The organism is Hymenobacter swuensis DY53 (assembly GCF_000576555.1).
Lineage (GTDB): Bacteria > Bacteroidota > Bacteroidia > Cytophagales > Hymenobacteraceae > Hymenobacter > Hymenobacter swuensis.
In genome coordinates this window covers 170,101-188,251 of sequence record NZ_CP007144.1, presented here as the reverse complement: position 1 = coordinate 188,251, position 18,151 = coordinate 170,101, and the positions used below count along the sequence as shown (strand labels likewise).

Genomic DNA, 18,151 nt, shown 5'->3' with positions numbered 1-18,151 from the left:
ATCAAACTATCTGCCCGTGACCGATCTGAAGCGCTACATTGATAAACTGACCCGGCTGAATGTGGCTTCCTCGACTGTTGGAGGTGTGAAGCGGGAGGCACCGTACAAGCCGGCGCTGCTGCTGGCCGTGTTAGATGGCGTGGAAGACGGCAGCATCTACGATAACCAGATCCTGATTACGCCCGAGCTGATTGCGGCCTTCAAGGCGTACTGCCGGCTGCTGAGCCCGGGGCCGGAATACGCGGCCTGTCCGTTTCACATGCCCTTCTTCCACTTGCAAAGCAGCGGTTTTTGGCACCTGCAGAGCCGGGCGGGGCGGGAGCTGGTGCTGACCTCGGCGCGGTCGGTGCGCAGCTTCGGGCACCTGCGGGAGGTGACGGCCTATGCTTACCTGGACGCAGCGCTGTGGAAGTTAATACTCCAGCCGGCAGCTCGCGAGGAAATCCGGCAGGCGCTGCTGGCACGCTATTTCCCCCTGACGCGGCAGTTTTTCCGGCCGCGGGCCGGGCAGGAAACGCTGGACGAGCTGGGCCGGCAACTGCTGGAGGAGCCGGCGGCCGGCTACCGGCGGGAGGTGGACGTGACTGACGAAACGGAGGTGCTGGTGCGCAGCGCCGTGTTTGGCCGGGCGGTGCTGCGGGCCTACGAGTCGACCTGCGCCGTGTCGGGGCTGCAGCTGCTGAGCACGACCGGGGCGGCGCCCCTGCTCGATGCCTGCCACATCGTGCCCTGGTCGGTGAGCCACGACGATGCCATCGGCAACGGGCTGGCGCTGTGCCCGAACCTGCACCGCGCGTTTGACCGGCACCTGTTCTGGGTTGACCCCGACTACCGGGTGCGCATCACGGAAGGTTTTGGGGAGCTGAGCGGGCGTGCGTACGGGGTGCAGCAATTTGACGGCCGGCAGCTGCAGCTGCCGAAGGAGCGGAAGTGGTGGCCGAAGCCGGAGAACCTGGCCGCCCAGCGGGAGGCCGGTCCCTGGTAGGCCGGCGGCTTACTACGGAAACTGCAGGGTCAGGAACTCGTTGGGGCTATGGTCGTGGCAGTCGGCAATGATGAAGCCGGTCTGGGTGGCTTCGTTAATGTCGGAGTAAACGTGCGGCTGGGGCGTGTGGCCCACCACCTGAATAAGGCCGGGCAGCAGGCCCCGGCTCAGGTGCACCGGGCGCACCCACAGGGGGCCGTCGACCCGGTCGCGTCCGCCGTTGTAGCCGGACACCTGCCAGAGTAGTTGTCGGCCCTGCTCTGACGCTAGCAGCTGGTTGAGCGTGTTGGCCAGGTTATCGTGACAAACATGGTGGCCCAGCAACAGACGAATGGCCAGTCGGTTGACTTCCAGCCACATGTCGGAGACGCCGGCGTGGGTGAACAGGTAAGGCCCCACCTGCCAGGCCACCCGGAACAGGGACTGGTGCGTTTTGAACAGGATGTGCAGGGCCGGGGCCAGTTGGGGGCGGAAGCCCGAGCAGCGGAACGTGGGAAGGAACAGGTAGGGAAAGCAGTGGTTGCCCAGCAGCAGAATTACCCGCCCGGGCTCCCGCTCGCGCAGTAGCAGCACGTCGATGAAGTTGTCGAGCATGAGCTGGTCGGCGACGGTGAAGCTGTCGAGGTAGTCGCCGAGGAAGACCACCCGGTCAGCTGAGGTGGCGGCCGTCAGAAAGTCCTTCACCGGCTGGTGCCAGTTGGCGCGGCCGTGCAGGTCGGGAACGACGAGGATGCGCATGGTGCAAATTAGTCGGCAACGCAGAAAAGGAGTCCAGCAACAGGTTACTTACCAAAAAGCCCTTGCTACATGTAAGTAGCAAGGGCTTTTTCAACATACGCTTGACCCGAAACTAGGGGTTCACGTGCTTAAGCTTGAGGCGACGACGCTCCTGAGCCTGCTTAACGCGGCGGTGGATGGTCTCACGGGTGATTTGAGGCTGCTCAGCAACTGGCGTGTTTTCGGTTTTGGCAGGTTTGTTCGACATACAAGAGAAAGTTATGATCTGCCCAAATATACCTTTCTCCGGCATATTGGGTTTTACACAATGCCCATAAAACGGACTGAATTTGAAAACTAGCGCTGCGAAATGCGCCGAATGCAGGCTAACTGGCCGAGGCCACCAGTCACGTTCCTAGGCCCAGCATCTCGTCGTGGCCCAGACGCAAAGCGGCTAACACCCACTCAAATATACCATCAGCCGGCCAGCGCCGATACCCACTGATTGAAAGGAACCCCGAGTAATACAGGCCTACGGCCGCAGCCATCATTGCCCACTACTCAGTCGGCTGATTGGGCGTTAATCAACGAAAAAGGGCAGTTCGTCACTCGGAGTTCGTCCGATGAAGTAGCGCGACTTGATTTGGGCTTTCCAACAGGCATCTGCTACTACTTCTTATCCATGAAACCGCTCCTGACTTTCCTGCTGGTCCTGCTCAGCGCCCACGTCCTGCCGGCCCAATCCCGTATCACGCCGGCACCAATGCCAGCGGACCGCGTTACCGTGACCGTGCATCCCGGCATTGAGCTGTTTACCGTGGTGCAGCTGCTGGCCGGCAAGTATCCGATGCCCAACAAATCGCCTTACGCCAAGGAAACCGAGGCCTATTTTGTCCCGTTCGCAAACCACCCGGCGGTGCAATATGCCCGCCGGCTGAAAAAGGTATACCCAGACATGGCGGAGCTGGGCTACTGCCTCGACAACTTCCCACAGGTGCGCGTGCACTATCCGGAGCATTCAGTCTGGTACTCCCTCAACGGCAAGGATTCGGTGCAGACCTACATGCGCCTCTGCCAGCAGTTTTTTGAGGACAGTCATTTCTGGGCTTTTTACCAGAAGCATCAAGCCGACTACGCCGCCTGGGCCAAGCCCGTGCAGGCCCGCCTGGCACAGGAAGGGCTGGTCAACAAGCTCGATTCGCTTTACCGCTTTCCCACCAAAGCGGCCCGCTGGGCCGTTTACCTCGACCCACTTAACGGCTGGGGTGCCCACGCCATTTCGGCCCAGGAGCTGAACCCGCGCTACGCCGATCAGGTGGCCTACACCGTCGGTTTCCTCAACCGTGAATCGACCGAGACGACCAGCCCGAGCTTTAGCCTGGGTACCGAAGCGGTGGTCCTGGTCTGGCACGAGGGGAGCCATAACTACACCAGGGCCCTGCAACGCCGCTATAAGGACGATATCAGCAAGCTGGCTTACCTGTTCAACCCGACCGACGCGGGCATGCAGCGCAACAACATCCACAGCTGGGCCCACTGCTTCGATGAGAACCTGGTGCGCGGCGTGGTCATCGCCCTGTTCCGGCAGTATCACTCCCCGAAGGAAGCCCGCAAACAGGCCGCCCAGGAGGTCGTCGGGGACTTTCAGTACGCCGGCGACATTGCCGACGTGATTACCGCCGAATACAGCCGCCGGCCGACCGGGCCGGATTTCGCGCAGTTCTTCCCGCGAATTCTGACGTACTTGGCGCAGAAATACCCCACCGCCGAATCGACTACCCGATGACCGTTGCCCGGCCGCGCGCCTTCCCCGAGTGGCCCATCCACCTGCTAATCTGGGCCCTGCTGCTGACCAAGGACCTGGTGGTGCTCTACACCACGCCCGCCAACCGCCCCCCCACCCTGACGGACACCACGGCCGGGCTGGTGACGCTGGGCTACCTGCTCATCAACGCCCTGGCCTTTTACCTGCCCGTGGAGTTGGTGGCCCGGCCGCTGCTGGCGGGCGCGCTGAACTGGCCGCGTTTTGGCCGGGCCGCCGGGGGCCTGCTGCTGACGTTGCTGCTCATTACGGGGGTGCGCTACGGGGTGGAGTTTCTAGTGTTCAAGCCGCTGCTCGGCTTCGATAACTACGAGCACAACCCCACGTTTACCGCGCGGTGGTTTGTGGAGAACAGTGTCCGGTTTTATTTCGATTACGTGCTCTACGGGCTGCTTTATGCGTTTATCCGGCACCAGCTGCTGACCGAGCGGCGGCGGCGCGAAGCCCAGCAGGCCCACACCGCCGCCGAGTTGACTTTTCTCCGTTCGCAGCTGAATCCGCATTTTCTCTTCAACACCATCAACGACATCTACGCCCTGGTGTATCAGCAGTCGGAGGCGGCGCCGCGGGCTTTGCTCAAGCTGGCCGAGCTGCTGCGCTACATGCTGCACGATGCCCACCACGACCGGGTGCTGCTGTCCCGCGAGCTGGACTACCTGAACGGCCTGATTGAGCTCCAGCGGATCGGCTCGAAGGACAACCTGCACCTCGACTACCAGCTCCGGGGCCCACTCAACGGGCAGCTGATTGCGCCCATGCTGCTGGTTTCCTTCGTGGAAAACGCCTTCAAGCACGGTCTGCTGACTGACGCGGCCCGGCCGGTTACGCTCCATCTGGACCTGACGGCCACCACCCTGGATTTGCGCCTGCACAACACCCGCAATGAGCAGCAGAAAGACCAGGTCGGCGGTATCGGGCTGGCCAACGTGCGGCGGCGGCTAGCGCTGCTCTACCCGGACCGCCACACGCTGACCATTGCCGATTCGCCCACCGATTTCCAGGTAACGCTCCGCCTTGCCCTATGACTGACCCGATGCATTGCCTGGTGATTGACGATAAGCCCCTGGCCATCGACATCCTGACCGATTACGTGGCGAAAGTGCCGTTTCTGCACTTGGCCGGCAGCAGCCAGAACCCGCTGGAGGCCCTGCAGTGGGTGGGCGAGCGGCGCGTCGATTTGATCTTCCTCGACATTCAGATGCCCCAACTCACGGGGCTGCAATTCCTGCAGGCCTTGGACCGGCGCGCCCCGGTGGTGCTGACCACCGCCTACCCCGATTACGCGCTGGCGGGCTTCGAGCACGATGTCATTGATTACCTGCTCAAACCCATTCCGTTCGAGCGCTTCTACCAGGCCGTGCAGAAAGCCCAGCGGCGCCTGCGCCCGGCAGTGGAGGAAACGCCCCGCCCGTACGTGTTTGTCAAAACCGAACATCGGCTGCAGCGGATTGATCTGGATGAGGTGCTCTACGCGGAGGGCTTGCAGAATTACGTCGTTGTGCACACGCTAACCGGGAAAGTTATTGCCCGGCAGACCCTCAACAGCCTGGAAACGAGCCTGCCCGCTTCGGCCTTTGTGCGCGTCCACAAGTCGTTTATTGTGGCGCTGGCGCACGTACACAGTGTAGAGCGTAGCCGGATTTTCATCCAGGCCACCGCGGATGAGCCCCGGTGCATTCCAGTTGGCGATGCCTATCGCCGTACTTTCTATGACCGGCTGTAGCCTGTATGGCCCAACCCATAGGGTCGCTGGTAACGTGCTACCTTAGACCAGCATTCATTGGGAAACGTCGTTCAACGAATTAGTTCGCCCGCAATTTCGCTGGACTGCAGCAAGTCCAGCATCAGGGTGCGCATGATTACCTCGCTGCGCTGGAACGCAAAAGCGCCCCGTAGTCGGCCGCAGCCCGCTGGATAAGCCAGGCAACAGACGATTACGGGGCACTTTCATCAAGGGCAGGTCTATTGGGCGGCCTGCTCCTCGGCGTTCGTCAGATCGGCCAGCGTCAGCTCTTGGGCAAATTCCTCCATCGGCGTGCGCACTTTTTTCATGTTCACCAGCCAGTCTTCCGACTCCTGCCGGTAGCCGAGCGGCAACAGCACCGCGCTGTGGTAGCCACTGCCTTTCAGCTGCAGCAGGGTATCGAGTTGGTCGGCGTTGAAGCCTTCAATGGGCGTAGCGTCCACGCGCTGTTCCGCCGCCGCCGCAATGGCCATAGCAAAGGCAATGTAGCTCTGCTTGGCCGCGTGTTGGGCGTGCCACTCCTGGCCCAGGGGCTCGTACATGGACCACAGATTCTGTTTGTAGTCGGCCATGGTCTGGTGCGGCAGGCCGCGCTGGTCCATGGTGTAGTTGAACACGCGCGTGATGCGCTCCTCGCTGTAGCCGTCCCAGGCCACAAACACCAGCAGGTGCGAGCAGTCCGTCACCTGGCTCTGGTTGAAGGATACCTCCCGGATCTTGGCCAGCAGCGCCGGGTCCGAGATAACCAGGATTTTGTAAGGCTGCAGTCCCGACGAGGACGGGGCCAGGCGCGCCGCTTCCAGAATGTAATTCAGCTTATCGGCGGGGATACGCTCCCCATTCATCTTCTTGGTGGCGTAGCGCCACGTCAGGTCTTCGAGTAATGCCATGTTGAAAGGTGTTTTTCCTGGAATAGATCCGGGGCAAAGGTAAAACCCCTAGCTGACAAGCCGTACCTTTGGGACAAAAGGTAACCGGGACATTCACGGCCCTCTGGTGACAAACAGGTAACCACTTCTTCCCATGCAGCAAGACTCGGCCGATCATTCCTTCACGGGCGCCTGTGCCCATCGCATGCGCGCCATCGACGATACGCTCGATATCCTGAGCGGCAAGTGGAAGCTCGCCATCATTGCCCGCCTCTGCCACCAGCCGATGCGCTACTCGGCCCTGCTGCGCGAGGTAACGGGCATCTCCGGCAAAGTGCTGAGCCGGGAGCTACAGGACCTGGAAACCAACGGGCTCATTGTGCGGCACGTGGCCACGAGCAAACCCCTGACGGTCACCTACAGCCTTTCCGAAACCGGCCGCTCGCTAACCGCCCTGACCGACAGCCTGGCGGAATGGGGCCTAGCCCACCGCGCCCGCATGATGCAGGAGGGCAAGTAAGCCTCGCGCGCTTTTTATCGAAACCGCCGCCGGATTCGCCCACGCACACTCAGTTGATACAGAGGTGGCTGCTACGGTATCAAAGCACATACATACTCATTGCGCCCAGCTAACCAGACCACTACAATTGGATATTTATGGCTTATCGTTAGCGCAGTTCTTTGGTGATCTGTAGGTTGACCGAGTTCTATGCGAATTCTCTTTATTGGATAATAAGATTACGTGGTCGGCCTGTTCATCACTTTATCACAGGAAAAGTTTTGTGCTGCAAAGGCTGGGGCTTGCTGCAGACGGTACGCACTCAAAAATTACTGGATACCCCTGTTCGGACAAGTGGATGAACCACATTCCCAGGTTGGTAGTGGCCTCGTCGTCTGAGGCCGGCCGGTAGGTGCGCGCGGGTTAGCTGCGCTGCTTCTCCCGGCCCGCACCGATAGGCTATCAGGCCCAGGGCTATGTTTCGGCCGCCAATCAGTCAGCAGGAATACAGCACTGTACCTGATGGTTACACCTCACGTTGCTTATCGGTACTTTTCGACTGCTGAGTCTCCCGGGCCACAAGCGGCTTCTGGGGGCCAAAGAGCTGGTCTACCTCTTGTTTGTGATCCTCGCTCATAAAGAGGAAGCGTACATTTTTTCGTTTTGAAGTTTGCGTAAGATACCGGCTGTAGCGGAACGGGCCAGGCCGGTCGGCCGTTACAGCCGGGTACCCCGGCCGGAACCGGCCCTTTTGCTTTTCCCCATGTGCGGACGTTACACCCAGACCCAACCGGGTCCGACCCTGGCCCGCCGCTTCGACGCGGCGGCTCCGGTCGAGTTGCCCCCCACCTATAACGCGGCTCCCTCCCAACGGCTGCCGGTCATCACCAATACCCACCCGGAGCAGATTCAGCTGCTGCAGTGGGGGCTGCTGCCAGCCTGGGTGAAGAACCGCACTGCCGGCCCCCGGCCCATCAATGCCCGGGCCGAAACCCTGGCCGAGAAACCTTCCTTCCGCACCCTGCTGCGGCAGCGGCGCTGCCTGGTGCTGGCCGATTCCTTTTATGAGTGGCAGCAACAGCCCCTGCCGGGGCTGCCGGTAAAAACCCCGCACCGCATTCTGCTGCCCCAGGCCGAGCCGTTTGCTTTCGCCGGGCTCTGGGATGAATGGGTGGACCGCGCCACCGGAGAGGTGCTGCCCACGTTTACCATCGTGACGACGGAACCCAACGAACTGATGGCCCGCCTGCACCACCGCATGCCGGTGATTCTGCCAGACCGGGCCGCCGAACTGGCCTGGCTGGCGGAGGGCGACGTAGCGGCTCATCAGGGCTTGCTGCGTCCCCTATCGGACGGACGGCTGCAAGAATACGTGGTGAGTACGGCTGTCAACTCCCCAGCCCACAACACGCCGGCTCTGCTGGAGCCGGCCCGGTAGCACTGCCCGACACGGCACGTCACGACACGGCACGTAGAAAACGAACAACGGCCACCCGAATCGGGTGGCCGTTGTGGTAAAGGCCCGGGGAAAAGAGGGGAATTGCCTACCGCACCAGCACCAAGCGGGTATGCAGCGGCGTCTGGCCGGGGGCCGTGGCGCGCAGCAGGCAGGTCCGGCGGGCAGTGTGGCCGGCAGCTATAGGACAGTACTTCGCCATCAGGGCTGGACCTAACGAATAACCGTGAGCCATCCCCGATAGACGGCACCGGCGGCTGGTTGAGAAAGTTGATAGTAATATACCCCTGGCGCAGCCTCCCGCCCCCAATCGTTGCGATATGTGGCCGTCTCGTACACCTTCCGGCCCCAACGGTTGAACAGGCAAAGCGTCCAGGCCCCCTGTAGTCCGTCAACTTTAAACTCGTCATTGTAGCCATCGGCGTTAGGCGTGATGATGTTTGGGACGGTTAGGCAGGGAGTAAAAGTCACCTGTCGGCTGGCGGTCTGCACCCCGCAACGGGTAATCACCTGCAGGGAGTACGTACCGGCCTGCTGCACGCGTAGCGTTGGGGTGGTAGCACCCGTTGACCAGTGGTACGTAACGGGAGCAGCCAGCAACCGGGCTGGGAATGAGGGCCGAAGCAGCACATCGGCGCCGGCACACGCAGTAGTATCGGCGCCCAACGACAGGGTCGGAAGAGTGGGCAGAAGACGCACAAGGTGGCGGGCAGACTGCTGACAGCCTCCGCCATACGTAACCAGCACGGAGTAAGTACCTGACTGGCTGACGGTGAGAACGGAATCAGCACATTGGAGCCGGTACCGCCGCGGCCGTAGGAGCCGCAGATAATGTAGACTTCGTTGCCGATGGCTAGGAACGAGCGGGAATAGTCTTCCCGGTTGGCCCAGGTCTGCTGGTTGTTGCGGGGAGCCTGGGGCACCAGGTTGGTCATGAAGAACGTGGCCGAGTTGTCGGGCACGGTGTTGGTGCTGGTCAAGCACCAAGGCAAGTGGCTGCTTACGGCGGGCCAGAACACCGAGGCAAATGTCGCCGCCACGGCAGATGACCCCGCCAGAAGATCCGCCAAATAGCAGCGTAGCAGGCACTTTGGCCCCTGCGTGCGGTGCAGCAGCGCCAGTGCCCCCGTCCCACAGGAGACGTGAGGAGACGTGAGCACTGGCGCTGCCGTTGTTTTCCTTACCGCCGGAGCAGTATTGCCAGGCCACCGTCTGCTCCCGCAGCATGCCGCCGGGGTGGCCCCGCTGCTTTGGCGCGCTTGTGGTAGTGCTGCTGGCTGAAATTAGCTCCTGCCTGGCTGTCAAGCCCAGGCGCCCGGGTAAGTACGGTGCGTATCTTCGGCCCCAGTACCTCACTTTATGCGCGCGGCACTGAGGCTTAGCGTGATCCATCTGACTAGTGCAAAACATATGCGAACCTTACAGTATACCTGGTACCTGTTACTTCTCTTGTGCTGCTGGCCTTGGGCGACTGCGTGCGCCCAGTCCCCAACTTATTCACCCGCCCAGCTCGAGCGGGTAGCTAAGCTCTCGGAGCTGTACGGCCATATCAAGTTTTTCCATCCGTACCTGGGATACAAGCGCATCAACTGGGACTCGGCCTTTGCGCAGGCAGCCCCTTTGGTGGCCCAGGCTCAGACCGACCCCGAAACGGTAGCCGCCATCGGCCAGCTGCTGGCCGTGCTGCGCGACGATGCTACTACCGCGCGCCTGGTTGCGCCGCGGTCAAAGGCAGCGCCGGCCGCCGCCGCCGATTCGGTGCGCGTGTACTTTGCCCCGGACAGCGTACTCGTGCTGCAGACCAACGGGTACACCGGCGCGGAGGATTATGAAGGCATGATTGAGAAGGTAGGGGCCTTTACCCAGCGGCTGCCCCGGGCCCGCGCCGTGCTGCTTGACCTGCGCGGCAGTCGTCCCCTCACGGACGAACAAGTCGGCGGCTTCTCCTACGGTATGAATTACGTGGGCCTGTTGCGGCTGCTTTCCACCCAGCCGCTCATCACGGCCGCCACCCGCCTGCGCAACCACAGTGGCTTCGCGCCCGAAGAAGGCAGCACCAGCGGCGGCTACTGGTCGGGCTTTTACATCCGGGCCGGCGAAACCACCGCGCCGCGCCAAGCTGCCCGCAACCGCCCGTTAGCTATCCTGGTCAACAAAAATGCGGTGCTTACCGCCGGCCTGCTGGCCCTGGGCAATCACCCGCACGTGCGCCTGTATAGCAGCGAACCGCTCTCCGACGCCCAGGTAGTGCGCCCGGTTGCCTTCTCCTTCAGCCCGACCATTGTCGTTGATTTCCGCACGGCGGAACTACTGGGCGCTGACGGCAGCCTCGGTCTGAGCGGCGTTTCGCTGCTGCCGGCCGGCACCCGGCGCGAAGCTGCCGCTGCCTACGTGCTGGCTCAGCTGCGCGTCCCGGCAGCAGCGCGCCCGGTGACGAGCCGATCGGCGGCGCTGCCGCCCCCGCCCCCACCCGCTACCTACCCCACGGCTACCTACCCGGCGCTGGGCTACCGTCTGCTGGCCGGCGCTAAAATATGGTCCGTGATTCATTATTTCCACGCCTACAAGGACCTCATGCCCACTAGCTGGGATACTGCTTTACGCACTTCCTTGGGAGAGCTGGCATCCGCATCCGACTCAGCTGGGTACGCCTTGGCGGTGGCACGTTTTTACCGCCACCTCCAGGACGGACACGGGGCCATTGCGGCACCTGCCGTAGTCCGCTACGTGGGCCAGGGCAGCGTACCGGTCGATGTTCGTTTTATTGAAAACAAGCCGGTCATTACCCGGATTTTTGGGGCCGCCCAGCAGGTGAAGGACCTGCAGGTGGGCGATATTATTACCGAAATAAACGGCGAGCAGGTGGCGGCGCGAATTGCCCGTCTGGCGGCCATTCAGCCCGCCTCAAACGAATGGACACGGCTTAACTACCTGCGCTGGCGGCTACTGCGCGCACCGGTTGGCACACCGATCCGCATCGGATTACGCGGGGCCGATAACCGCGAGCGGACCGTAACGCTCACCGCCCTGCCCGGCAGCCAGCTTACTCCCCCACCCGATACCACTGCCGTATTCCGGCTCCTGCCCGGCAACATCGGCTACGCCGACATGGGCCGGCTCCAGACCAAGGATGTAGCGGCCATGTTCGCCGCTTTCAACGCCACCAAGGCGATAATTTTCGATATGCGCAGCTACCCCAATGGTACCGCCTGGGCCATTGCGCCGTACCTGACCGACCGGAAGAACGTGGTCGGGGCAAAGTTTTTCCGCTACGCGCCCAACGAGCCCGACATGGCTACCGGCGACAGCGACCATGCCACGCAGAAATACTTTTTTGAGCAACTGCTGCCCCCTAACACCGGCCAGCCGGTGTATCGGGGTAAAACGCTCATGCTGATTGACGAACGCACCCAAAGCCAAGCCGAGCACTCCGGCCTGTTCTTCGAAGCGGCTAACGGCACTACCTTCATCGGCAGTCCTACGGCCGGGGCGAACGGGGACGTAACCAATTTTTTCATTCCTGGGGGTATTCGCCTGTCTTTCAGTGGCCACGACGTGCGCCACGCCGATGGCCGTCAACTGCAGCAGACGGGACTTCAGCCGACAGTCCTTGTTCGGCCCACTATCCGGGGAATTCGCCGCGGCCAAGACGAAGTCCTGGCCCGCGCCTTACGCTACGCAAGCACACGTAAGTAGCACAAGGGCAGCCGCAGCCACGGGAAGAACGCAATGAATGCCAGGCTAACTTCTTTCGGCCAGAAACGCCAGCATAGTAGCATGACGAGAGGCATTGTCGCCAGCTGGAATGCCAGTAGTGTTGCGCCCTTCCGGGCAGCCGCCTGCGCTTGAACTTTCCCTCCAATAAAGTGGCTACGGCAAGGACCACAAGGCAGGCTTGAAAAGCGACTCCGCCCGAGCAGTTCGATACTCCCGGCTGGTGGACACCAGGCCGGCAGCGGTTCTAAAAAGCTGTTGCTAGGGGTCTTCTCAGAAAACGGAATACATAGCTCGTTACGGCACTTGACCAACGAGTAGGGTACAAGACTCAAGTAGTCGACTTCACTACGGTGGTTTTTCGATGACTGTGGATGACGACGCCTCGGTGGCGCAGGTATGGATACAGGGTAACTTTGCAGATGCGCAGGCCCTGGGCAATTTCGTTAACCCCAGTTGCTGCTCCTTGGCAGAAGGTTTCGGCCACGGTGGCCGTGCGCTCGGCTTCTTCGGATAGTCCTTCCCCAACGCGGCTTAACACCCGCGTGGCCGCTAAGCCGGCGTGGGTCCGTTCCCGGATGAGCTTCCGCTCGAATTCGGCCAACGAGGCAACCGCACGCCTCATCAGCGAGGAATTGGAGTTCCTCTACCTGCGCAGCAGTTCGCCCGCGCAGGGGCTGGAGCAGCAGTTGCACTCGGTGGTGAGCTTCGGCATCATGCCTTTGTTTGCTTTCGCCAACACTAGCCTAGTGATTAAGCCGGCGGCCGTACGTAGGCTGCTTTCGCCGCTGGGGTCGGGCATTCTGGCGGGGTTGGTCCTCGGCAAGCCTGTGGGCATTGGGGCGCTCAGCTGGCTCACGGTGCGCTTGGGCGAGGCCACGCTGCCGCCTGGCATCTCGTGGCGGCAGCTGTGGGGGGCCGGTATGCTGGGCGGCATCGGCTTTACCATGTCCATCTTCGTGACGCTGCTGGCGGTGGGCGAGCATTCGGTGAGCACCGATGTGGCCAAGCTGGCTATTTTGCTGGCTTCGCTCACGGCGGGCGCGCGGGGGGGTATGGGCTGCTGCGCACCGCACCCGCCCCGCCGCTGGCCTAGCGCCGGCCGGGGTGCGCGGCCGTGGGCGGCAAATCCCGTCCTTTGTGCGCCCGCATCCGTTAGCGCCTGGTTAGGTTTCCTCCCGGGCTTTTGCCTGTTGCCACGCATCTTATTGCATCCAGTAAGAGTTGTCCCGGGCCTATTCACATTCATGCTAGAAGACACGAAACACTACTTTTCTAACGCCGTCGGCTCCGTTCTGTACGTACCCGGCTCCTTCGTATACCTGCACTGGACCGGTGAGCCGGTAAGCAGCACGGAACTACGCGCCCTATACGTGCACGCCCGCAACCTGCTGCTGCGCTACAACTTGCGCCGCATTCTGGCCGACCACCGGGCCATGCCGGCCGCTTTTGAGGCCGCCGACCGCACCTGGCTGCTCACCGACTGGTTTCCGCACACCACCGAGGAGGTGCCGCGCGTGCGCTACGCCGCCCTGCCCAGCTCCGACCCGCAGCGCCGCCTGCACACCGATGACGTGGTGCAGGCCCTGCGCCGCTACGCCCAGGTGGCCCTCTTCGACGATATTGCCGCTGCCACTGCGTGGCTGGAAGCCGGCTAGGTAGTCGTGGCCGGTTTCCCCACACATTGCCCACCTCTAACCTGTTTGTATGAATGTCCCTTTTCTGCGCTGGCTGCGGGCCCGCTTCGACCTGGCCCACGACATGGCCGACCCGGCCGAAATTGTGGCCGACGTAGAAGCGGGCATTGCCTTCAAGGGCACCAACCTGTGGGTGCTGTTCTTTGCCATTCTGGTAGCATCGGTGGGGCTGAACGTCAATTCCACGGCCGTCATTATCGGGGCCATGCTCATCTCGCCACTCATGGGACCCATTGTGGGCGTGGGCTTCGGGGCGGCTACTTCGGACGTGGACATGGTGCGGCGGGGACTAAAAAATCTGAGCATCGCGGCGGGCCTGAGCGTGCTGGTGTCGGCCCTGTATTTCAGCTTCACGCCCCTCACCGACGCCGGCTCCGAACTGCTGGCCCGCACCCAGCCCACCACCTGGGACGTGGCCATTGCCCTGTTTGGCGGAGCGGCCGGGGCCATCGGCTTTACCCGGCGTGAGGTGAGCAACGTAGTGCCGGGCGTATCCATAGCCACGGCCCTGATGCCGCCGCTGTGCACGGCGGGCTACGGACTGGCCACGGCGCATTGGGCGTTCATGGCCGGGGCGTTGTACCTGTTCTGCCTCAATGCGGCCTTCATCAGCCTGGCCATGTTTTTGGTGGCCCGTATCCTGCCGCTGCCGCAGCACGCATTCGAGAACCGGCGGCAGGCCCGGCGGGCCAAGCTCCTGTTCTGGGCGGTGGCCGTGCTCACGGCGGTGCCCAGCGTGTATTTGGCCGCCCGCATCGTGCAGCGCACCACCTTCGAGCACAATGCCCAGCGCTTCGTAGACGAGGAGCTGAACTTACCGGGGGCCTACGTGGTGACGCGCCGTATCGAGGCCGACAAGCGTACTATCAACGTGCTGCTGACGGGCCGGCTGCTTACGCCCGCGCAGCTGCGCGGCATCCGGGCCCGGCTGGCGGCGTACCGCCTGCCGCGCGCCCAGCTCACCGTGCGCCAGGGCCTGGCCCAGCTCGATTCGGCCGATGCCCGCGCCCTGCGCACCAGCCTGCTGGAGGACCTGCGCAGCCGTAACGAGCAAACAATGGCCGGCTATGACACCCGCCTGGCCCAGCTGCAGCAGCTGCTGGCGCAGCAAGCCGCCGACCACACCGGCCTGCCCGCTCCCGAAACCCTGCTGCGCGAGGTGCAGGCCGAGCACCCCACCGTGCGCCAGCTCGGCCTGAGCCGCCTCGTGCAACCCGCCGCCGACTCGCTTAGGGCCGACACGACCGTGGTGGTGGCAGTGCGCACCGCCCGCCCGCTGCCCGCCACCGAAGCGCAGCGCCTCACGCAGTGGCTCGCCGCCCGCGCCGGCCGCCAGCCCGTGCGCCTGCTGCTGGAGCCGGCCGCGCAGGACGCGCCGCCGGCCCGGCCCGTGCCCCCGCGTCAGCAGCGGGCAGGCCGCCGCTAATGCGGGTTAAATCTCTGATTCACCTTCCGTTACCTGACCCATGCAATTATATAATACCCTGGCCCTGCTTCTCGTGGTAGCCGCCGTGTTTGGCTACCTTAACCACCGCTTCCTGAAGTTGCCGGGCGTCATCGGGCTGATGATTTTGGCGCTGGTTTCCTCGCTGGGGGCCATTGGGCTGGGCAAGCTGGGCGTGGACTGGGTGGTGCAGGCCGGCCACTTGGTGCGCAGCATCGACTTTCACGCCGTGCTCATGGACATTATGCTGAGCTTCCTGCTCTTTGCCGGGGCGCTGCACGTGGACGTGGGGGCGCTGGGCCGGCAGGGCCTGGCCATCGGGGTCATGGCCACGTTGGGCATTCTGCTCTCCACCTTTCTGATTGGCACGGCCTTTTACTACCTGCTGCCGCTGTTCGGGCAGCAAATCGACTACATCTACTGTCTGCTGTTCGGGGTGCTCATCTCGCCCACCGACCCCATTGCCGTGCTGGGCATTCTCAAGGAGGCGCGCATCGACAAGAGCCTGGAAATCCGCATCGTGGGCGAGTCGCTCTTCAACGACGGCATTGCCGTGGTGGTGTTCATCAGCCTGTTCCAGATTGCGCAGTTCGGGGCCGAAAAGGCCACGCCGGGCGTGATTGGGCACCTGTTTCTGGTGGAGGCGGTGGGCGGCATCATACTGGGCGCGGTGCTGGGCTACGCGGCCTACTGGGCCCTGCGCACCATCGACAACTACCAGGTGGAAGTGATGATTACGCTGGCCCTGGTGATGGGCGGCACGGCCCTGGCCACCCGCCTGCACACCTCGGGGCCGCTGGCTATTGTAGTGGCGGGCCTGATTGTGGGCAGCAAGGGCCGGAGCCTGGGCATGTCGGACATCACGCGCGAGTACCTCGACAAGTTCTGGGAGATTCTGGACGAGATTCTCAACGCCGTGCTGTTCGTGCTCATCGGGTTGGAAATGCTCATTCTCGACATCAGCCGCACCACGCTGCTGGTGGGAGTGGTGACCATCGGGCTGGTGCTGGTAGCCCGTTGGGTGTCGGTGGGCGTGCCGCTGGTGCTGCTCCAGCGCTTCTACCCCTTCGACCGCCAGACGCTGCGGGTGCTGACCTGGGGCGGGCTGCGGGGCGGCATCTCGGTGGCCCTGGCGTTGTCGCTGCCCCAGTCCATGCCCCGCGACCTGCTGGTGGGCGTGACCTACGTGGTGGTGATTTTCAGCATCATCGTGCAGGGCCTGAGCATCGGGCCGCTGGTGAAAAAGCTGGGCCTGAGCACGGGGCCGGCCGAAGACAGTAATACCGCCCATTAGCCCTTTATGCTCATGAACCGACTTCGCGCCCTGTGGCAAAACCTGAACGCGAGCCTCTGGTTCGTGCCCACGCTGATGGTGGCCGGCGCGCTGCTGCTGGCCTTCGGGCTGGTAATTATCGAGCCCCGTCTGAACCTGGACGGCCTGCGCAACTACCTTTTGCTGTTCGGGGCCGGGGCCGATGGCGCGCGCGGGATGCTCACGGCCATTGCGGGGTCGATGATAACGGTGGCGGGCCTGATTTTCTCGCTGACGTTGAGCACCCTGGCCCAGGTATCGAGCCAGTACACTTCGCGGGTACTGCGCAACTTCATGCGCGACCGGACCAACCAAGTGGTGCTGGGCTTTTTCGTGAGCATTTTCGCCTATTGCCTCATTGTGCTGCGCACTATCCGGGGCGGCGACGAGGGCCGGTTTATTCCCTCCCTGGCCGTGGGCATGGGGCTGATGCTGGCCCTGCTGAGCATCGGGGTGCTGATTTTCTTTATTCACCACATGGCCTCCTCCCTGCAGGCGGCCACCATCGTGGGCAATGCGGCCACCGAAACGGAAGCCGCCATTGCGCGCCTCTTTCCCGACGAGCTGGGCGAGCAGGCCAGTGCGGCCGAAACGCAACACCTGCTCCGGCAGGCCGACCAGCTAACCTGGCACCCGGTGCGCGCCACCGCCACCGGCTACGTGCAAAGCATTGACGAGGACGGCGTGCTTGCCCTGGCCTGCACGCTGCGGGGCGTGGTGCGCCTGGAGCACGGCATCGGCGGGTTTGTGGCGCGGGGCGAGGTGCTGGCGGCGGTGGCCAGCTACGAAGGCCGGCCGGTAGCCCAGCCGGCGGACCTGACGATTCAGGTGAATGACCTGTTTGGCTGCGGCGGCCAGCGCACCATCGAGCAGGACGCGGGCTTTGGCCTGCGCCAGATAGTAGACATTGCCCTCAAGGCCCTCTCGCCCGGCATCAACGACACCACCACGGCCATTATCTGCATCGACCACCTGGGGGCGCTGCTGGCCCTGTTGGCCAGCCGTCGTCTGCCCGGCCCCTTGCGCGCCGCCGACGACGAGGACCAAGTGCGGGTGGTGGCCGTGCGCCCCACGTTCGGGCAGTTTGCTGCCAGCGCCTTCGACCAGATTCGCAGCAGCGCCGACGGCAACGTGGGTGTGTACCTGCGCCTGCTCAAGTCGCTGGCCACCGTGGGGCAGCGCACCCAGCTGCCGGAGCGCCGGCTGGCCCTGCGTCAGCAAGCCGAGCTGGTGGGCGAAGCCGCCCAGCGTACCCTGGCCACCGCCTACGAAAAAGACCAGGTGCGCGAGCGGCTGGCGCAGCTGCTTCCGCAGCTAGCTTAGCGAAGCACCAGGAGCGGCGGGCGGCCTAGTGAGGGCAGCGGTGCGGGCCAGGGGCACGTCGTCCGGGCCGGCGGGCCAGCCTTCGCGCTGCTGGCGGCGGTGGCCGTCGGTGGCTTCGGTCTGGTCGTGAAACAGGATTTGCCGGGTCGGAAAAGGCAGGTCGATGCCGTTTTCGGAAAGCTTGTCGGTCCTGGGCATCGAGCACGTCGGCCTGGCGCGGCGGGTTCACCCACCAGCGGGCCCGGGAAATGTCGTCGCCGTAGCCGATTCCCACGTCGTACTGCAGACGGCGCTTGTCGTAGGCCGTATTTACGGTCACGACGTTGGTGAACAGCTCCGCGTTGGGAATGATGACGCGGCGGCCATCGTAGGTTTTAATGGCCGTGGCCCGGGTTTGAATGTCCTCTACCGTGCCCTCAAAGTCCTTAATACTTAATCTGGTCCCCAATCTGAAACGTAGTATAGGCGAAACGAAGTACTCGGCAATAGTGGGGGCGACCAGCGACGGCTAGCCGCCCGCCTGACCGCGTCGTTTATTAAGCTTTGTAGCAGATCGGTCAGACTCCTTA

Annotated in this window: 17 protein-coding genes and 2 pseudogenes; 12 read left to right on the top strand and 7 right to left on the bottom strand. The window is 63.1% G+C overall.

Annotation, left to right across the window (positions count from 1 at the left end; translation table 11 throughout):
• Nucleotides 1-16 precede the first annotated feature (16 nt).
• On the top strand, nt 17-985 hold the full coding sequence (locus tag HSW_RS01115) for an HNH endonuclease (protein WP_044000427.1): 969 nt from the start codon (nt 17-19) through the stop codon (nt 983-985).
• 12 nt (nt 986-997) lie between these two features.
• Here HSW_RS01115 and HSW_RS01110 read toward each other — a convergent pair whose 3' ends face one another.
• Both HSW_RS01110 and HSW_RS24915 read right to left on the bottom strand, forming a co-directional pair.
• Complete coding sequence (locus HSW_RS01110; protein ID WP_052345971.1) at nt 998-1,723, bottom strand: metallophosphoesterase; 726 nt, start codon at nt 1,721-1,723, stop codon at nt 998-1,000.
• 112 nt (nt 1,724-1,835) lie between these two features.
• Nucleotides 1,836-1,970 (bottom strand): hypothetical protein, encoded by a 135-nt coding sequence (locus HSW_RS24915; protein ID WP_262489375.1) that lies wholly within the window; start codon nt 1,968-1,970, stop codon nt 1,836-1,838.
• Nucleotides 1,971-2,384: 414 nt separating this feature from the next.
• Here HSW_RS24915 and HSW_RS01100 point away from each other — a divergent pair, with 414 nt between their 5' ends.
• From HSW_RS01100 to HSW_RS01090, 3 genes are read left to right on the top strand one after another with little or no spacing between them, the layout of a single operon-like run.
• A complete protein-coding gene (locus tag HSW_RS01100; protein ID WP_044000425.1) occupies nt 2,385-3,488 on the top strand; it encodes a DUF4932 domain-containing protein in 1,104 nt (367 codons plus the stop codon).
• Nucleotides 3,485-4,549 carry a sensor histidine kinase gene (locus tag HSW_RS22320; protein WP_052345970.1) on the top strand — a complete coding sequence of 355 codons (1,065 nt, stop codon included), beginning with the start codon at nt 3,485-3,487 and terminating at the stop codon, nt 4,547-4,549. The genes HSW_RS01100 and HSW_RS22320 overlap by 4 nt, the downstream gene beginning before the upstream one ends.
• A complete protein-coding gene (locus tag HSW_RS01090) occupies nt 4,546-5,247 on the top strand; it encodes a LytR/AlgR family response regulator transcription factor (RefSeq protein WP_044000424.1) in 702 nt (233 codons plus the stop codon). Before HSW_RS22320 ends, HSW_RS01090 begins: the two co-directional genes overlap by 4 nt.
• 239 nt (nt 5,248-5,486) lie before the next feature.
• On the opposite strand, the gene HSW_RS01085 is transcribed toward HSW_RS01090, so the two are convergent.
• Nucleotides 5,487-6,158 (bottom strand): nitroreductase family protein, encoded by a 672-nt coding sequence (locus HSW_RS01085; protein ID WP_044000423.1) that lies wholly within the window; start codon nt 6,156-6,158, stop codon nt 5,487-5,489.
• A 133-nt stretch (nt 6,159-6,291) separates the two neighbouring features.
• Between HSW_RS01085 and HSW_RS01080 the strand changes: the two genes are divergently transcribed.
• Nucleotides 6,292-6,657 carry a winged helix-turn-helix transcriptional regulator gene (locus tag HSW_RS01080; protein WP_044000422.1) on the top strand — a complete coding sequence of 122 codons (366 nt, stop codon included), beginning with the start codon at nt 6,292-6,294 and terminating at the stop codon, nt 6,655-6,657.
• Nucleotides 6,658-7,399: 742 nt separating this feature from the next.
• Nucleotides 7,400-8,074 carry an SOS response-associated peptidase gene (locus HSW_RS01075; protein WP_044000421.1) on the top strand — a complete coding sequence of 225 codons (675 nt, stop codon included), beginning with the start codon at nt 7,400-7,402 and terminating at the stop codon, nt 8,072-8,074.
• A gap of 231 nt (nt 8,075-8,305) precedes the next feature.
• Here the strand turns inward: HSW_RS01075 and HSW_RS24685 are convergent, their stop codons facing one another.
• Nucleotides 8,306-8,791 (bottom strand): T9SS type B sorting domain-containing protein, encoded by a 486-nt coding sequence (locus HSW_RS24685; RefSeq protein ID WP_231501280.1) that lies wholly within the window; start codon nt 8,789-8,791, stop codon nt 8,306-8,308.
• 158 nt (nt 8,792-8,949) lie between these two features.
• A pseudogene (locus HSW_RS24680) lies at nt 8,950-9,027 on the bottom strand (DNA/RNA non-specific endonuclease); the annotation flags it as partial.
• On the opposite strand from HSW_RS24680, the gene HSW_RS24490 reads away from it, so the two are divergent.
• Together HSW_RS24490 and HSW_RS01060 are read left to right on the top strand one after the other, a co-directional pair.
• Nucleotides 9,026-9,166, top strand: a complete 141-nt coding sequence (locus HSW_RS24490) for a hypothetical protein (protein ID WP_197031865.1) — start codon at nt 9,026-9,028, stop codon at nt 9,164-9,166. The pseudogene HSW_RS24680 and the gene HSW_RS24490 sit on opposite strands and share 2 nt — an antisense overlap.
• Before the next feature lie 336 nt (nt 9,167-9,502).
• Nucleotides 9,503-11,788 carry a S41 family peptidase gene (locus HSW_RS01060; protein WP_197031860.1) on the top strand — a complete coding sequence of 762 codons (2,286 nt, stop codon included), beginning with the start codon at nt 9,503-9,505 and terminating at the stop codon, nt 11,786-11,788.
• Nucleotides 11,789-12,137: 349 nt separating this feature from the next.
• Here the strand turns inward: HSW_RS01060 and HSW_RS24675 are convergent, their stop codons facing one another.
• Nucleotides 12,138-12,431 carry a recombinase family protein gene (locus HSW_RS24675; protein WP_155832756.1) on the bottom strand — a complete coding sequence of 98 codons (294 nt, stop codon included), beginning with the start codon at nt 12,429-12,431 and terminating at the stop codon, nt 12,138-12,140.
• 10 nt (nt 12,432-12,441) lie between these two features.
• On the opposite strand from HSW_RS24675, the gene HSW_RS22315 reads away from it, so the two are divergent.
• Genes HSW_RS22315 through HSW_RS01040 form a run of 4 tightly spaced genes read left to right on the top strand, consistent with a single transcriptional unit; the run spans nt 12,442 to nt 17,582 of the window.
• The gene (locus HSW_RS22315) at nt 12,442-13,464 is read left to right on the top strand and encodes a Na+/H+ antiporter NhaA (protein ID WP_231501279.1); all 1,023 of its coding nucleotides are present in this window, start codon (nt 12,442-12,444) and stop codon (nt 13,462-13,464) included.
• Nucleotides 13,465-13,513: 49 nt separating this feature from the next.
• The gene (locus HSW_RS01050; protein WP_052345968.1) at nt 13,514-14,929 is read left to right on the top strand and encodes a DUF389 domain-containing protein; all 1,416 of its coding nucleotides are present in this window, start codon (nt 13,514-13,516) and stop codon (nt 14,927-14,929) included.
• 40 nt (nt 14,930-14,969) lie between these two features.
• Complete coding sequence (locus HSW_RS01045) at nt 14,970-16,241, top strand: cation:proton antiporter (protein ID WP_044000417.1); 1,272 nt, start codon at nt 14,970-14,972, stop codon at nt 16,239-16,241.
• A 12-nt stretch (nt 16,242-16,253) separates the two neighbouring features.
• Entirely contained in the window at nt 16,254-17,582 is a 1,329-nt protein-coding gene (locus tag HSW_RS01040) for a DUF2254 domain-containing protein (protein WP_044000521.1), read from the top strand.
• Here the strand turns inward: HSW_RS01040 and HSW_RS23330 are convergent.
• Nucleotides 17,574-18,036 (bottom strand): annotated as a pseudogene (locus HSW_RS23330) (mechanosensitive ion channel domain-containing protein); the annotation flags it as partial. The gene HSW_RS01040 and the pseudogene HSW_RS23330 sit on opposite strands and share 9 nt — an antisense overlap.
• Nucleotides 18,037-18,151: the final 115 nt, after the last annotated feature.

What these genes read in the sequence shown, in the direction of transcription:
- HSW_RS01110 (WP_052345971.1), bottom strand. Translation starts at nt 1,723, where the DNA reads ATGCGCATCCTCGTCGTTCCCGACCTGCACGGCCGCGCCAACTGGCAC.
- HSW_RS24915 (WP_262489375.1), bottom strand. Translation starts at nt 1,970, where the DNA reads ATGTCGAACAAACCTGCCAAAACCGAAAACACGCCAGTTGCTGAGCAG.
- HSW_RS01100 (WP_044000425.1), top strand. Translation starts at nt 2,385, where the DNA reads ATGAAACCGCTCCTGACTTTCCTGCTGGTCCTGCTCAGCGCCCACGTC.
- HSW_RS22320 (WP_052345970.1), top strand. Translation starts at nt 3,485, where the DNA reads ATGACCGTTGCCCGGCCGCGCGCCTTCCCCGAGTGGCCCATCCACCTG.
- HSW_RS01090 (WP_044000424.1), top strand. Translation starts at nt 4,546, where the DNA reads ATGACTGACCCGATGCATTGCCTGGTGATTGACGATAAGCCCCTGGCC.
- HSW_RS01085 (WP_044000423.1), bottom strand. Translation starts at nt 6,158, where the DNA reads ATGGCATTACTCGAAGACCTGACGTGGCGCTACGCCACCAAGAAGATG.
- HSW_RS01080 (WP_044000422.1), top strand. Translation starts at nt 6,292, where the DNA reads ATGCAGCAAGACTCGGCCGATCATTCCTTCACGGGCGCCTGTGCCCAT.
- HSW_RS01075 (WP_044000421.1), top strand. Translation starts at nt 7,400, where the DNA reads ATGTGCGGACGTTACACCCAGACCCAACCGGGTCCGACCCTGGCCCGC.
- HSW_RS24490 (WP_197031865.1), top strand. Translation starts at nt 9,026, where the DNA reads ATGAAGAACGTGGCCGAGTTGTCGGGCACGGTGTTGGTGCTGGTCAAG.
- HSW_RS01060 (WP_197031860.1), top strand. Translation starts at nt 9,503, where the DNA reads ATGCGAACCTTACAGTATACCTGGTACCTGTTACTTCTCTTGTGCTGC.
- HSW_RS24675 (WP_155832756.1), bottom strand. Translation starts at nt 12,431, where the DNA reads ATGAGGCGTGCGGTTGCCTCGTTGGCCGAATTCGAGCGGAAGCTCATC.
- HSW_RS01050 (WP_052345968.1), top strand. Translation starts at nt 13,514, where the DNA reads ATGAATGTCCCTTTTCTGCGCTGGCTGCGGGCCCGCTTCGACCTGGCC.
- HSW_RS01045 (WP_044000417.1), top strand. Translation starts at nt 14,970, where the DNA reads ATGCAATTATATAATACCCTGGCCCTGCTTCTCGTGGTAGCCGCCGTG.
- HSW_RS01040 (WP_044000521.1), top strand. Translation starts at nt 16,254, where the DNA reads ATGAACCGACTTCGCGCCCTGTGGCAAAACCTGAACGCGAGCCTCTGG.